We start from the raw sequence: 12,931 nt of genomic DNA on the forward strand, positions 1-12,931 counted from the left end.
CCATTGGACCGAAAATAGCCCCAACAGCACATTCAGTCCAGCAGGAGACGACCATGAACACTGCATACATCCCCACCGTCGCTGCAGCTCAGTCGATACCAGCCAGCACGGCGTCCATTAAAAACCTGCCCATCAATCTGTTCGGTTCAGTGATGGGGTTGGCCGGCCTGGGACTGGCCTGGCGCTTGAGTGGTCAGTATTTCGGTATCGGCGGCATGTTGGGTGAAGCAATTGGCGCACTGGCCGGTCTGGTATTCGTTCTGCTGACCCTCGGTTACCTGGGCAAATGGCTGAAACACCCGGGTGCGGTGAAGACCGAGTTCAACCATCCAATTGCCAGCAACTTTTTTGGCACCGTCACCATCGCACTGTTACTGCTGTCGGCCGTCGCGGCGCCTCACAGTGAAATGCTCGGTCAGGCGCTCTGGATTCTGGGCAGCGCACTGACCGTGTTGCTTGCAGGCCTGGTGGTTTCCCGTCTGTTGTCGGGCAATCAGGACTCGTTGAATGCCGTACCTGCCTGGCTGATTCCAGGTGTTGCCACCCTCGATATCGCGGTCACCGGCGCGCACATGTCTATGCCATGGGTGGCGGAGTTCAACCTGTTTGCCCTCGCGGTGGGTGCGGTGTTGGCGCTGGTTTTCTTCACCCGGATTTTTTCGCGGTTGGTGCACGAGGCCCCCCTGGCCAAAGGTATGGTGCCTTCGTTGATGGTCCTCATTGCACCCTTTGAAGTAGGTTTTCTGGCGTATATCAACGTGTTCGGCGAGATCGACCGGTTTGCCAGCGTTTTGTTCTTCTTCGGCCTGTTTCTGTTCGTAGTGTTGAGCTTCAAAGTGTTCCGTCGCGATGTGCCTTTTGCCCCTTCGTGGTGGGCAATCAGCTTCCCCATCGCAGCCCTGAGCAATGCGGCGCTGAAATACGCACATGCTCAGGACAACATCCTGCTGATGATCATCGCTGCCGTGATTCTGCTGTTCCTCACTGTGGCACTGACCGTGCTGTTGGTGAAAACCCTGATCAGCCTGTTCAGCGGAAAACTGCTGGCCAACTGACCTTTTACCTCCCTTTGGCGAGCCTTCACCGGCTCGCTTTTTTTTTGCCCATACAGGTTTTATCGAATGACATACAACACATCGTGGCTACTGCTTATCGTTGCCGGATTCCTGGAGGTTTTCTTTGCAATCGGGTTGAAATCTGCAAATGGCCTTGAACGGCCCTGGCTGCTGGTCGGCACGGTCATCGTGTTGGCCGGCAGTTTGTGCTTGTTGACGATGGCGTTGCGGGTGTTGCCCGTAGGAACTGCCTATGCAGTCTGGACCGGAATCGGCGCCGCCGGCACAGCCATTGTCGGAATATATTGGTTGGGTGATGCGGTATCGCTCTGGAAGCTTGTCTGGATCGGCTTGATACTGTTGAGTGTCGCCGGCCTACGCTGGGCAGCCTAATCAGGGCGAGCCAACCCCCATGTTTTGAACTGTGAGAAATAGGAACATAGACGAAGATTGCTTTGAAATGTCAGCAACGGTTCATACTTTAAAAAGACAGCTTTGTGTCGATTTCTGCCTGTGGTGACCGGTAACTATGAGTCAGAAGTGGTCGGTCGCGAATAGCTGCTTTCGATAGCTGCCCGTCGCGACTGACAAAAATCGGCCAAGTGCGGACTGACGGATTCCGTCCATTAGCGCGAACCGACGAACCGCTCCGTAACAACCGCGGCACCTAACGACTTTCTTAGATAGGTTGCCGTTGCAGGACACAAATGCTTGAACTGGACGGTTTGACTGATAGCGACCGGCGCTTCACCCCTATTGAAAATTTCATACCCGTTGGCTGTAAAAAATCCAGTCGCGCTTTGAGTTAACAAGTGCAACCGATGCACCCCCAGGAAGGCAGCATATTGTTCCAGCTCTGACAGCACAGCTTTGCCAAGCCCTTTCCCACGATGCGAATCACTAACGACTAGTGAGCGAAGCAGCATGTCTTGACCAGAACCCTCCAGCCCGCCGTACGCGATCCATTTTCCGTCCATCTCAAAACGGAAAAACTGCCTACCCGGTTCGTTTAAATCATCAAAGGGCAATGCGGCTTGACTCAGAGCCTCACGGAGCTGACTCAATCCGTTCGCCTCGATTTTAAACATCTGCATTATCGGTGCCTTCTATAGCTCCCAAAGCACTCAACGTTAGCAGACTTAGCCGTTTTTGGCCTTGTCGCCGGTCGACACGGTATTGGACCCTTTGGGGTCGATTTCTGCCAGTCATGACAGGCAGAAATCGGTCGATTCTGTTGAAAAAGTCGGTCTGCCCAAACGGCCTGATCATTGACTGGTGAAAACGCCTTGTTTGCACGCTGCTACGTGAAATCCGAGTCCGGAAGCCTCTGCCAAAAGTAAAGATTTCAATCTCGGGCACGTACTTTTTTGATGCGCAAACCATGGCTGACTTTTTCAACAGAATCGGCCGAATGCGGTCGCCGCAACAGCGAGAGCTTCGTTCCGCAATTTTTTGAGAGGCCCTGATTTTATTGGCTTTCAACGGTGGCGAAATTCACAATATGCGGAAAAATAAACCCTGTAACTAGCTGATTTTAAATAAGAAGTACTTGGACTTAAAATCCCCCGCTCGTAAGGGCGTGCCGGTTCGATTCCGGCTTCGGCACCATCTAAAATCAAGGGTTTGCAGGCGAAAGCTAATGCAAGCCCTTGTTTGTTTCTGGTCCGCAATTCACTAAAAGTGATGGCCTTCACGATCAATTCAGTTGTGGTGCGATCACGCTCGAGCTTGGCGTACTCCATGATCACCGTAATCGCTGCCAGAGGGATTTCTTTTCGGTCCTTTCGTCAGTGTCGTAATAATAGAAGACCCGCCCGCTGGCTTTCTTACGCTCTCGCAGCCGGGCTTGAGCCGGATTTACTTGGTCGTCGTCCCATGTCAGCTGGCCTTACGTGTTTCATACGGTTTTTTCCGCTTCAAGCGTACCGACTGCGGTCACTGCCATCGCGGTAACACTTGGCCAGCCGTTCACTTTGGTCGTGTGTTGGACGTCATTCTTCTTCAAGTTGAGGATCTGATGACCTGCCTTCGTCCGCGCGCCGGTAAGCTCGCAAACCTCCTCGTGGGATAGAAACTGGATGTTCATGAGCTGCTCCGTACCGCGCGTGGCGGCAGAAGGCGGTTGTCATGCTGGCCAGCCAAGAGGAAGACTGTTCTCGCGTACCAGGTGGGGCGGCAGGTCCTCCTGCATGCCTGGCTTATGCTGTTCTTCTTCACGCGTTTCAGCACGTTGAGCCGCTCGACCTCTTTGTTGATGGCATCGATATCGCTTTCGATATTGCGGCGCAGCATGACGATGTTGTCGGCCTTCATCTCGAACTCACCCAGGATTGCATCTACGGTGTCTTGCAAGGCCTCTTTCAGGCCCTCGTCGTCGGTGTCGGCCATGGCTTGAAGTTCGGCCATCCGGTCGGTGAGCTTGCCCTCTTTGCCCATATACCAACGCTCAATCTTCACCGTGTGCAGCTTGGCGTTAATGAGCAGCGCGCCGGGCCATTCTTTTGTGGGGGCCTGGAGCGGTGCACCCTCGTCGAAGCGCTCCTCAATCAGGCATTGACAGATCCCGATCCGGCCTAACAAGGAGCTGGCCATGAGTAATATCGACTGGTCCCAACTGATTGCCGTCGAGATGAAGGCTGCTGCCGCCGCGCTGCACCTGGTGGAAGCCAAGGCCGAATTGGCTGCAAAGAACGCTGTCGCGGTAACGCAGATCACGCGAATTCAAGATCGCATCGACACGCCTGGTTACGGCATCGACGCCGGCGAGGCGACCGAAGAGGACGAGGCTGAGCAGGCCGCGCTACTGGTGAACCTTAAAGCCTGGAAGGCCTATAAGTTCGCCGTGGGCAAGGTAACCACGAAGCCAGGCTGGAATGCCTCGCCGGTTTGGCCGATTGTTCCAGCCGTACCGGTGATTGTTGCGGGCCCTGAGTCTCGATCAGCCGAATCCTTGTAGTGGCTTGCGCCGTTAATTCAGGATGGCTGGTGTCAGCTTCTCGGCAAACATCGCGGAGCCTTCTTCGGTAAGGTGGGCTATGTCGAAGGCTGCCGGAGTGCCGTCAGGTGTTGTCAGCGGGCACTTGTACCCCGGGCACATGATGTCCATGACCGATATAAATTTGACGTCCTGTCGATTTGAGAAGCGTGGACGCATCACGTTATTGGAGTTGTCGAGAAAGGCGTGCTCGAGTTCTTCGCTCGAAAGAAAGTCCTCACGGCCTGCCTTGATTCTTTCTGCAACCATTGCTGGCACGTTGAGCTTGTAAAGCGGAGCCTCGCCAAGGATTACCAGCTTTATGCCGGTGTCTGACAGCCTGCGAATGGTTAGCTCCAATAGATCCATGGTCACGTCATTGGCTACCCAGTTTGCAGCCATAATGATTATTTCCGGTTTCTCCTTGAGGATAACCGGCAAAGCCATTTCATTAAAAGCACCGCATCTTGGGTTTGATAGAACCGTGACGCCCATGATTGGCGGGCATGATTGGGCCGTAAGAAAGCCAAGAGAATAACCTTGCTGTTTTAAAGTTTTTGATAGTCCAGAAATATACTGTGCTGCGTGACTATCGCCCCATAGCATTACCTTTTTAGTGTTGCCGCTAGGTAGGCAAGAGCTTATATCAACAATTCCTGGGGCTTGATCTGCGGTTTGAAAGCAAGTGCCGGACTTATATAGGATCTTTGTGTTGTAATTGAGATATGAGAGTGCCTTTTTGACGCGGTGGTCAGCCCCTCCAGCAAACCCTCCCTTGTAAACGGTCAGCCCTGAGATAAGCACTACAGAAGCAAGCGCCACAAAAGATACGCCAAGGACTTTTTTCGGGCGCTGTATCGAGCTACGACCTCTAAACGGCCGCTCGATGTATCGGAAATTTAGGTAAGCAAGGAGCACCGAGACAGCAAATGCTGCCGCCGCGAATGTGTACTGATCAGCATACGGAAATGCCCTTTTGCCGAAAACGATAACAGGCCAATGGACCAAATAAAGCGAATAGGAAATTCTGCCTATGGACGCAAGAACTTCATTCCCCAGGACCCTTTGGGACAGGGTGTTTTTCTGCTCGCCGGCATAGATTATCAGCGCTGCTCCGATGCATGGGAGGAGCGCGGCAAGGCCTGGGAATAGGGTTGCCTTGTCATAGCCAAAAACTGCAACGCAAATGCAGATCAAGCCGAAAGCACAAGCCAAAACTGAGATGGTCTTGCTCGGCGTACTACGGCGTCCTGGCAGTGCAAGTGCGCTACCAATTAGCATCTCAAAAGCCCTGAATGGCAGAAGGTAGAACGCTGCGGATGGGTCTGTCGCCAGAAGCCATGCTGACGACGCCATGGATGCTAGCAGGAGCAAGAAAATAACGACTCGAAGGTTTCTAGACGATGCGGCCATGGTAATGGCGAGCAAAGGAAACAGGATGTAAAACTGCTCTTCCACGCCGAGCGACCAAAGATGCAGCAGCGGAATCTCAGCGGCCGAAGGGCCGAAATAATTCAATGTCGCATAGAAATATATATTTGCCGAAAACAATGCGGTTGAAATTACAGACTTCGCATAGCTGACAAGCTCACTCGGGTAAAGAAGATATCCTGCGCAAATCGAGCAAGCCACAAGCACCGATAACAGTCCCGGCAAAATTCTACGAGCGCGCCGCACATAGAAATTAGTTATCGAAAAAGACCCTGCGAATGTTTCCGTGTAGATGATCTTGCTGATTAAGAAGCCAGATATCACAAAGAACACATCCACGCCTACGAAACCGCCGGGGAATAAGCCAAGCCCAAGATGAAAAATCACAACGCTCAAAACTGCAATGGCGCGCAGACCGTCAATATCTGATCGGTACTTTAAGTGATGAGGCGTTTGTTTTAGCGAGCTTAGTTTTGAGTTGGCAATAGATGTCATCGCTGGAAATTCCATGTGTTCAGGTCTGTCTCCTGGGCGCGCACATCCTACCCGATCGAAGAATTACCGGCGACACCTTGCCGCACAACGTTTATTTATTTCGGAGAAAGCCATGCCCATCACCGCGCAGCAACTGCTGCAGATCCTCCCGAACGCCGGCAAACAAGCCGGCGTTTTTGCGTCTGCGTTGAATTTGGCGATGGACCGCTACCAGATCAACACCAGGTTGCGGATGGCAGCCTTCATTGCCCAGGTCGGGCATGAATCCGGCCAGTTCAACTGGGTGAAGGAGCTGGGCGGCGATCAGTACCTGAGCAAGTACGACACCGGGCCGCTGGCCAAGCGACTGGGCAATACGCCCGAGGCTGATGGCGACGGGCAGAAGTACCGCGGGCGCGGTCTGATCCAGATCACCGGGCACGACAACTACCTGGTGTGCAGCAAGGCGCTGTTCGGGGATGACCGGTTGTTGCGTACGCCTGAGCTGCTCGAGCAGGCCGAGTGGGCGTGCAAGTCGGCGGCCTGGTACTGGAATTCGCGAAACATCAACGCACCAGCCGATGCCGGGGATTTCGAACTGGTTACCCGGCGTATCAATGGCGGGCTGAACGGGCTGGATGAGCGCAAGGCCTTCTATGAGACTGCGCTGAAGGTGCTGGCATGACTTCCATCTGGCTGCGGCTCCTTCCTTATATAGCGGCGGTGCTGCTGGTGGCTGGCGCGCTGTTTGGCGCTTATCACCACGGGCTGACGGTGAAGGATGCCGAATGGCAATCGGCCTGGAATGAACGCAACACACAGGACGCCCAAGCCAAGGCATCAAACGAGGCCGCCGAGCGTGCCAAAGAGCAAGCCCGTCAACTCTCCATCAACAAGGCGATTCAAGATGGCCAACAGATCATTGACCAAGCAACTGCTGATGCTGCCGCTGCTCGCGCTTCTGCTGACAGCCTGCGCGGGGCAGCCGACGCCCTTGCCGCTCGACTCACAGCCAGTCAAGACCGCGGCAATTCCTGCACTGCCGCCGCAAGCCAGGCAGCTGCCCGCGCCGCAATGGTGCTTGCCGACGTGCTCAAGCGCGCTGACCAGCGAGCGGGCGAATTGGCTGAAGTTGCTGACCAAGCCAGAGCCCGGGGTGTGACATGCGAGCAGGCGTATGATGGCCTGGGTAAGTGATCGGGTGGCAGTCCAGCAATACCAAAAAAGTACACTGGATAGCACGTCAAGATCGCGCCACTGCACTTGTCGCCAATAAATATTGGGGATTTGTAGGTAAATTAGGTTCCGGCTTCGGGCACCATCTAAAATCAAGGGTTTGCAGGCGAAAGCTAATGCAAGCCCTTGTTTGTTTCTGGTCCGCTATTTTGGATTTGGTCCGCAATTCACTTGGTAGGAGTGGCTTTCTTGCCCATGCGGTTCCGGATGTACTTCTCTGTCATTACCACAGCCTTATGCCCAAGTTGATCTCTCGCCTGCAAGATATCACCGCTGGACTCGGCCTTATCTGTGCCTGCCTTGGCGCGTAAATCCCGCATCTGAAATTCAGATTTCTGGACACCGGCCGCTTCCCTGGCCAAATCAAACCTTCTCCGCAATATCGCCACTGTCATTGGTGTGCCATCCGCTATAGCGATCAGTCGTGTCGAGCGGACCTTGTGTTCTGACTTTCGGGACATGATTCGATCAATCAAAACCTTCTACCCGCAAGCGTTTCCGCGAAGAGACGGCAGAGATCCCGATCGCTAACAGGGCGTTCCGGCTGCGAACGCTTGGCCGCATGGCTGCTTGTCAGGCGTACGTCCTGCAGGTCACCGCTGGAAGATAAGTTGATAGATCTGCAATCGAGCAGAAGTCGGATGGAGGGTCAATGAACTGCCGAGGATCTAGGAACTGGAACGTGATCAAATTTGGAAATCTCTTTGATCCAGAAGCGACGATATTTAGTTTGGTCTGGCGGCAGCGGTTTGTGATTTGACCAGGGGTGCTCAGTTTTCAAGCTGGCGCGGTATGCCTCCCACTCCTTTTCCTCAGCCACTTCCTTGGCCCTTTTCTCATCATCGAACCAGCCAAGCACATAAACTTCGCCCTGATCCATACCATGTTCGATCAGTAGATAGATATCTTTCATAAGCTTGAGCCTGCTACTCCACATTCTAAAATCCCCTAATGCTGGGGCATCGTTTTGACTATCGGCAGACACTTTCGATTATTGAGTTTTATCGTTCAAAGGGGAGATTAGCTTCTGCTCCTGATTGCGCACGTTATCCACTCATGGTCAGGTTCTCCTGACCGTGCTCGGGACTTTAAATCGCCCGCTCGCAAGGGCGTGCGGTTCGACTCCGGCTTTGGGCACCTTGAATATCAAGGGTTTGCATGAGATACCTCACGCAAGCCCTTATTTTTTTGCGCCGCAAAAATCTATCTCTGCTCCCGCAATTCGCTATCACTGGTCATTTTTTGGGCGTGACTTTCATCCCTTTACGCATTCGAATGTACTTCTCTGTCATGCCTACGGTGGTGTGCCCAAGTTGATCGCGTGCAGCACGAATGTTGCGTGTCGATTCTTCCTTATCCGTCGCGGCCTTCGTCCGTACGCGCATTTGAAAATCAGCCTTGGGAATGCCGGCAAACTTCGGGGCATTATCAAACCACTTCCGGAGCATGCTCGGCGTCATCGGCTACACCGCCAAGGTCGGCATTGCTGGATGATCTCGGCCGTGGCGCGGATGATGCTGCAATGGCCATTGCTTCAATGAAGTGATGACTTTATCGAAGATTGTTTTTGTTAATGGGAATCAGTGTTAATTACGAATGGTTTTGTATAGCATGCGCCGCAGTTTTTGGCGGTTTCACTCCCTGCATTGGCCTATTCGTAAAGGTTTTTCTCTTCATGCGTCGAACCCTGCTTTCCATTTGTGTGCTGCAAGCATTGTCGTCTACCTCATGGGCTGAACAAACGGAGGTGTCACCCTCAACGCTTGAGCTGGACGCAACCGATGTTATCGGTACTGCGAATTACGAAAGGGCGGACGGCCCGGTGCAGGGTTATCTGGCTACGCGCTCGGCCAGCGCCACACGCACCGACACGTCGATCCACGAAACCCCGCAATCGATCAGTGTGGTCTCGAAAGATGCGGTCGAGGATCTGGGAGCCACCCGTTTGCAGGACGCGTTGGACTACGCTGGGGGCGTGGGGCGGGCGAACAATTTTGGTGGACAGGGTCTGACCACGTTTACCGTTCGTGGCTTTACCACTGGCGAGTTTTATCGCAACGGTTTTCCGATCAACCGCGGCTATCCGAACATGCCGGATGCCAACACTATCGAGCGACTCGAAGTGCTACGCGGTCCGGCAACCATGCTCTACGGTCGGGGTGATCCTGGTGGCACGTTCAACGTGATTTCCAAACAGCCATTGCCCGAGCGCACCGTCACCTTGGGCAGTCAACTGAACGATCAGGGCATGAAGCGTGGCACGCTGGATGCTTCCGGCCCGCTCGACGAAGAAGGGCGCCTGGCCTATCGACTGAACGTGGTGGGCGAGGGCGGCGACACCTTCCGCGATCACGTCGAAACCGAGCGCTACGGTATCACGCCGGTGCTCACGTGGCAGGCAACCGACGCGACCAAGCTGATTTTCGAAGGCGATTTCATGCGTAACAACGCGCCTCTGGATCGAGGTGTTACACGTTACCCGAGGCAGACGGGTACCGCCTCTCGCGACAGTTTTTTCGGCGAAAAAGACGCTGGCAAACTGCATAACGACAACGACATGGCGCAGCTGCGTTTCGAGCACATGCTCAATGACGACTGGACGCTGGGTGGTGGCTTCCAGTGGCTCGATGGTTCGCTCAAGGGCAACGCAGTCGAGGCCAACGGTATTGCCGCTGACGGCCGCACCTTGGGGCGCAACTTCAACTATCGCAAGCTGGAGTGGACCGACAAGGATACCCAGCTCAATCTGACCGGCCATTTCGATACCGCTGGTTTGCAGCACACGTTGCTCACCGGTATCGAGTACGAAGATTATGACTACAAGTCGATCATTCAACGCTCCAGCGGTGCTGTCGATGCGTATCCGATCGACATCTTCGATCCGGTGTACGGCCAGTCGCGTCCAGCACTGACTCGCACGCCGACCCACGACAAGGAAAACCTCAAAACTTATGCCGCGTTTGTGCAGGATCAATTGGCACTGACCGACAAACTGAAGGTGCTGGCAGGGGCGCGTTTCGAACGCTTCGAACATGACTACGAAACCTTTGTCCCGGGTGGCAAGAGTTGGCAGGCGAGTGACAACGCAGTAACTCCGCGCATCGGCGTGACCTACGATTTGACCGAGACATTAGCGGTTTATGCCGACACCGCGCGCTCGTTCAAGCCCAACACCGGCGCAAGCCGCCTCGGCGGAGGGTTTGCGCCGGAGAAGGGCAAGTCGTACGAAATGGGTATCAAGTGGGAAGCACTGGATCAGCGGTTGAGTGTCGATGCGGCGATCTATCAGATCGAGAAGCGTAACGTGCTGACCACCGACCCTGTCGATTCCACCTTCAGCGTTGCTGCCGGTGAAGTGCGAAGCCGTGGTTTTGACATCAACGTTGCCGGCAACCTCACTCCCGAATGGCGCGTGATTGGCGGCTACGCCTATGTCGATGCCGAAGTGACCAAAGACAACGTACTGCGCTCTGGCACGCGGCTGCTGAACATCCCGAAAAACAGCTTCAGCCTGCTGAATATGTACGAGTTCCAGGACGGCACCCTCAAGGGATTGGGCTTGGGCACCGGATTCAAGTACGTCGACGAGCGCGCCGGACAAACCGCCAACACTGCGTTTTCGATGGGCAGCTACACCGTTGTCGACTTGCTTGGCTTCTACAAGATCAATGACAAGGTGCGGCTCAATCTTGACGTGAAAAACCTGTTTGATCGCGATTATGAAGAAGGCGCGTTCGGCAATGTTTACGCTTATCCGGGTGCGCCACGAACCGTGCAAGTCGGTATTTCCTACACGTTGTAGTGCGTTCTGCTGGTGCACACTGAGCAAGCTCGATAACGCTGGAAGTGAGGCGATGTGCGTCAGCAGTAGAGTCTGTGGATCCTGCAAAGGCGACAGTTGCAGATTTGAGCTACAGACAGGTCAGCCGTCAGCTTATCTCAGGTCGCTCGTGCCTGGTGCTGGACCGTGGGCGGATCGTGGAGCAGGGCGAGGTGTGGCAGATTTTTGGTGACCCGCAACACGAGGTGTCACCGGCCGTGGCGACCGATCTGCTGGGCATCGCCCAAGGCACTGGGTGGGCAGGTCAGCTTGCTGCATGGCGGTATCGAGCGTATCCAGAGCCGCGCCCAGGGACGTCGATTTCTGGGCGTAGCGACGAGCCAGGGGCCAGGCGCGTTGCTGGCCCGTGCTTCGTCGCTGGCCGATCAGGTGCCGGGGTATCTGGCACCCGCGTGATGTCGACTTACTTCGATCCTCCACCGATCTGCCAGACGTAGGGCGGTTCGGTGCCGTTGATTTCCCAGTCGCCGATGATGCGTTCCTTGTAGATCAGCGGGTTGTGCGAGGCCGCGGTGCGAGCGTTGCGCCAGTGACGATCGAGGGCTTTGCCGGTGCTGGTGGCCGAGGCGCTGAGGGCGTTGAACAGGTCGCTGGTGGCGCGCAGCACCAGGTCGGCGATCACCACTTGGGCCTGGGCGGATTCCAGTTCGGCGGCGATGTTGGCATCGCGTTCGGCTTCGTCGTTATGGGCGAAACGGCTTTCGTAGGCCACCTGCAAGGCGGCCGCGGCGCGCAGGGTGGTGGCATGTGCGGCGTAGACCTGCGCCGAAGCCTTGCCCACCACTTGCTGCACCTGGGCATCCTGGCTGACGTGGCTGGCGTTGCCGGTGCTGAAGATGCGCGTGCGCTTGCGTACTTCTTCCGTGATGTCGCGCACCGCGGCACGGCCGGCACCGGTCTGGACCGCCAACAGCACCAGTTGATAGAAGGCCGTCTGGTATTTGAAGCGGGTGGTGAAGTCCAGCAGGTTTTCGGGCTCCACCACGGCGTTCTCGAATACCGAGGTGCCGCTGCCGGTGGTGCGCTGACCAAAGCCATCCCAGTCGTCGCTCTGCACAATACCCGGTTGCTGCACGCGAACGGCGGCAATCACATCGGCGCCGTTGTCATCGCGCTGGGCATAGAGGTCGATCCAGTCGGCGAAGATACTGCCGGTGCTGTAGTACTTGGTGCCGTTGACCACCCATTGTTCACCCAGACGCGAGACACGGGTGCCAACCTGGCCGATCTTGATGCTGCCGACTTCGGTCCAGGCGTTGCCCACCAGATCGCCGTCGACAAAACGCTTGAACCAGGTGTCCTGGGGCGCATCGGCATGGGCGTTGAGGCGGTCTTCGACAAAGGCAAAGTGACCGCGCAACGCCTGCGGCAGATTGGAATCGGCTTCGGCCAGTTCGATCAGCAACTCAAACAACTGGGGCAGGGAAGCGCCGGCGCCACCGTACTGCACCGGCACGCGCACGGCGCCAAAGCCGGCTTCCTTCAGCCACTTCACTTGTTCAAAGGGCAGGCTGCGAGTTTGCTCGCGCTCCAGTGCGCCGGCGGCGATGCGTGCAAAGATCGGCCGGAAGCGCTCGGCCAGGGCCTGGTAGTCGGTACCGCTGGAGAGGGGGTGTGGCAGGTGCTGTTGCTGGACAGTCATGGTGCAGCTCCTTATGGAAGGCAAGAAAAGCAACAGTGCAGTCGATCTGTTGCGTACTACTGCCAGTGCACAGGTCGTGCCTGGCACTGCAAAAGCCGTTTAATCGGGCGCGCAGGGCTGTTCGCCAGGGTGGTTGCTGTCGTCTGCCGGGCAACTTGCTGAAGCGCTGACTGCCCGGCAACAGCGGCCTGGGCGCGCTGCACGGCATGGGCAGAGAGGCAGCTGTTGTGAGCGCAACAGTTGATCAACAGCCTGCCCGGTGGACGACACTGCGGCGT

13 protein-coding genes and 4 pseudogenes are annotated in these 12,931 nt (G+C 55.7%); 8 read left to right on the forward strand and 9 right to left on the reverse strand.

Annotated elements, in window-relative coordinates:
- Positions 1–53 precede the first annotated feature (53 nt).
- Together LOY28_RS13315 and LOY28_RS13320 are read left to right on the forward strand one after the other, a co-directional pair.
- Positions 54–1,055: an SLAC1 anion channel family protein gene (locus LOY28_RS13315; RefSeq protein WP_258614172.1), complete on the forward strand. Its 1,002-nt coding sequence runs from the start codon at positions 54–56 to the stop codon at positions 1,053–1,055.
- A 66-nt stretch (positions 1,056–1,121) separates the two neighbouring features.
- A complete protein-coding gene (locus LOY28_RS13320) occupies positions 1,122–1,448 on the forward strand; it encodes a multidrug efflux SMR transporter (protein WP_258614173.1) in 327 nt (108 codons plus the stop codon).
- A 233-nt stretch (positions 1,449–1,681) separates the two neighbouring features.
- Here the strand turns inward: LOY28_RS13320 and arsN2 are convergent, their stop codons facing one another.
- The 4 genes and pseudogenes from arsN2 to LOY28_RS13340 form a co-directional block, all read right to left on the reverse strand.
- A complete protein-coding gene (gene arsN2 / locus LOY28_RS13325; protein WP_258614176.1) occupies positions 1,682–2,149 on the reverse strand; it encodes an arsenic resistance N-acetyltransferase ArsN2 in 468 nt (155 codons plus the stop codon).
- Positions 2,150–2,533: 384 nt separating this feature from the next.
- Entirely contained in the window at positions 2,534–2,797 is a 264-nt protein-coding gene (locus LOY28_RS13330) for a hypothetical protein (RefSeq protein WP_258614178.1), read from the reverse strand.
- Positions 2,798–2,952: 155 nt separating this feature from the next.
- A complete protein-coding gene (locus LOY28_RS13335; RefSeq protein ID WP_258614180.1) occupies positions 2,953–3,141 on the reverse strand; it encodes a DUF4224 domain-containing protein in 189 nt (62 codons plus the stop codon).
- Positions 3,142–3,251: 110 nt separating this feature from the next.
- Positions 3,252–3,491, reverse strand: a pseudogene (locus LOY28_RS13340) (siphovirus Gp157 family protein); the annotation flags it as partial.
- Between the two features lie 154 nt (positions 3,492–3,645).
- Between LOY28_RS13340 and LOY28_RS13345 the strand changes: the two are divergent.
- Positions 3,646–4,011 (forward strand): phage tail protein, encoded by a 366-nt coding sequence (locus LOY28_RS13345; protein WP_258614182.1) that lies wholly within the window; start codon positions 3,646–3,648, stop codon positions 4,009–4,011.
- A 12-nt stretch (positions 4,012–4,023) separates the two neighbouring features.
- Here the strand turns inward: LOY28_RS13345 and LOY28_RS13350 are convergent, their stop codons facing one another.
- Positions 4,024–5,970, reverse strand: coding sequence for an acyltransferase family protein (locus LOY28_RS13350; RefSeq protein WP_258614183.1), 1,947 nt, complete (start codon positions 5,968–5,970; stop codon positions 4,024–4,026).
- Positions 5,971–6,067: 97 nt separating this feature from the next.
- On the opposite strand from LOY28_RS13350, the gene LOY28_RS13355 reads away from it, so the two are divergent.
- Both LOY28_RS13355 and LOY28_RS13360 read left to right on the forward strand, forming a co-directional pair.
- Positions 6,068–6,619, forward strand: a complete 552-nt coding sequence (locus LOY28_RS13355) for a glycoside hydrolase family 19 protein (RefSeq protein ID WP_258614185.1) — start codon at positions 6,068–6,070, stop codon at positions 6,617–6,619.
- On the forward strand, positions 6,616–7,131 hold the full coding sequence (locus LOY28_RS13360; RefSeq protein ID WP_258614187.1) for a DUF2514 domain-containing protein: 516 nt from the start codon (positions 6,616–6,618) through the stop codon (positions 7,129–7,131). Before LOY28_RS13355 ends, LOY28_RS13360 begins: the two co-directional genes overlap by 4 nt.
- Before the next feature lie 206 nt (positions 7,132–7,337).
- On the opposite strand, the pseudogene LOY28_RS13365 reads toward LOY28_RS13360, so the two are convergent.
- Positions 7,338–7,652 (reverse strand): annotated as a pseudogene (locus tag LOY28_RS13365) (tyrosine-type recombinase/integrase); the annotation flags it as partial.
- Positions 7,653–7,654: 2 nt separating this feature from the next.
- Between LOY28_RS13365 and LOY28_RS13370 the strand changes: the two are divergent.
- Positions 7,655–7,738: pseudogene (locus tag LOY28_RS13370) on the forward strand (DUF2280 domain-containing protein); the annotation flags it as partial.
- Between the two features lie 81 nt (positions 7,739–7,819).
- On the opposite strand, the gene LOY28_RS13375 reads toward LOY28_RS13370, so the two are convergent.
- Both LOY28_RS13375 and LOY28_RS13380 read right to left on the reverse strand, forming a co-directional pair.
- Positions 7,820–8,083, reverse strand: coding sequence for a hypothetical protein (locus LOY28_RS13375; protein ID WP_026286635.1), 264 nt, complete (start codon positions 8,081–8,083; stop codon positions 7,820–7,822).
- A 322-nt stretch (positions 8,084–8,405) separates the two neighbouring features.
- Positions 8,406–8,633 (reverse strand): annotated as a pseudogene (locus LOY28_RS13380) (integrase); the annotation flags it as partial.
- 212 nt (positions 8,634–8,845) lie between these two features.
- Here LOY28_RS13380 and LOY28_RS13385 point away from each other — a divergent pair.
- Positions 8,846–10,972 carry a TonB-dependent siderophore receptor gene (locus tag LOY28_RS13385; RefSeq protein WP_258614195.1) on the forward strand — a complete coding sequence of 709 codons (2,127 nt, stop codon included), beginning with the start codon at positions 8,846–8,848 and terminating at the stop codon, positions 10,970–10,972.
- 207 nt (positions 10,973–11,179) lie between these two features.
- Positions 11,180–11,407: an NIL domain-containing protein gene (locus LOY28_RS13390; RefSeq protein WP_309475746.1), complete on the forward strand. Its 228-nt coding sequence runs from the start codon at positions 11,180–11,182 to the stop codon at positions 11,405–11,407.
- Between the two features lie 7 nt (positions 11,408–11,414).
- On the opposite strand, the gene LOY28_RS13395 is transcribed toward LOY28_RS13390, so the two are convergent.
- A complete protein-coding gene (locus LOY28_RS13395) occupies positions 11,415–12,653 on the reverse strand; it encodes an acyl-CoA dehydrogenase family protein (protein ID WP_258614199.1) in 1,239 nt (412 codons plus the stop codon).
- Positions 12,654–12,931: the final 278 nt, after the last annotated feature.

Origin of the sequence: Pseudomonas sp. B21-017 (assembly GCF_024749245.1) — a bacterium.
In the GTDB taxonomy this organism is placed as follows: domain Bacteria; phylum Pseudomonadota; class Gammaproteobacteria; order Pseudomonadales; family Pseudomonadaceae; genus Aquipseudomonas.

Bases quoted from the DNA above. Each gene is read 5' to 3' on its own strand.
- LOY28_RS13315 (WP_258614172.1), top strand. From the start codon at position 54: ATGAACACTGCATACATCCCCACCGTCGCTGCAGCTCAGTCGATACCA.
- LOY28_RS13320 (WP_258614173.1), top strand. From the start codon at position 1,122: ATGACATACAACACATCGTGGCTACTGCTTATCGTTGCCGGATTCCTG.
- arsN2 (WP_258614176.1), bottom strand. From the start codon at position 2,149: ATGCAGATGTTTAAAATCGAGGCGAACGGATTGAGTCAGCTCCGTGAG.
- LOY28_RS13330 (WP_258614178.1), bottom strand. From the start codon at position 2,797: ATGGAGTACGCCAAGCTCGAGCGTGATCGCACCACAACTGAATTGATC.
- LOY28_RS13335 (WP_258614180.1), bottom strand. From the start codon at position 3,141: ATGAACATCCAGTTTCTATCCCACGAGGAGGTTTGCGAGCTTACCGGC.
- LOY28_RS13345 (WP_258614182.1), top strand. From the start codon at position 3,646: ATGAGTAATATCGACTGGTCCCAACTGATTGCCGTCGAGATGAAGGCT.
- LOY28_RS13350 (WP_258614183.1), bottom strand. From the start codon at position 5,970: ATGGAATTTCCAGCGATGACATCTATTGCCAACTCAAAACTAAGCTCG.
- LOY28_RS13355 (WP_258614185.1), top strand. From the start codon at position 6,068: ATGCCCATCACCGCGCAGCAACTGCTGCAGATCCTCCCGAACGCCGGC.
- LOY28_RS13360 (WP_258614187.1), top strand. From the start codon at position 6,616: ATGACTTCCATCTGGCTGCGGCTCCTTCCTTATATAGCGGCGGTGCTG.
- LOY28_RS13375 (WP_026286635.1), bottom strand. From the start codon at position 8,083: ATGAAAGATATCTATCTACTGATCGAACATGGTATGGATCAGGGCGAA.
- LOY28_RS13385 (WP_258614195.1), top strand. From the start codon at position 8,846: ATGCGTCGAACCCTGCTTTCCATTTGTGTGCTGCAAGCATTGTCGTCT.
- LOY28_RS13395 (WP_258614199.1), bottom strand. From the start codon at position 12,653: ATGACTGTCCAGCAACAGCACCTGCCACACCCCCTCTCCAGCGGTACC.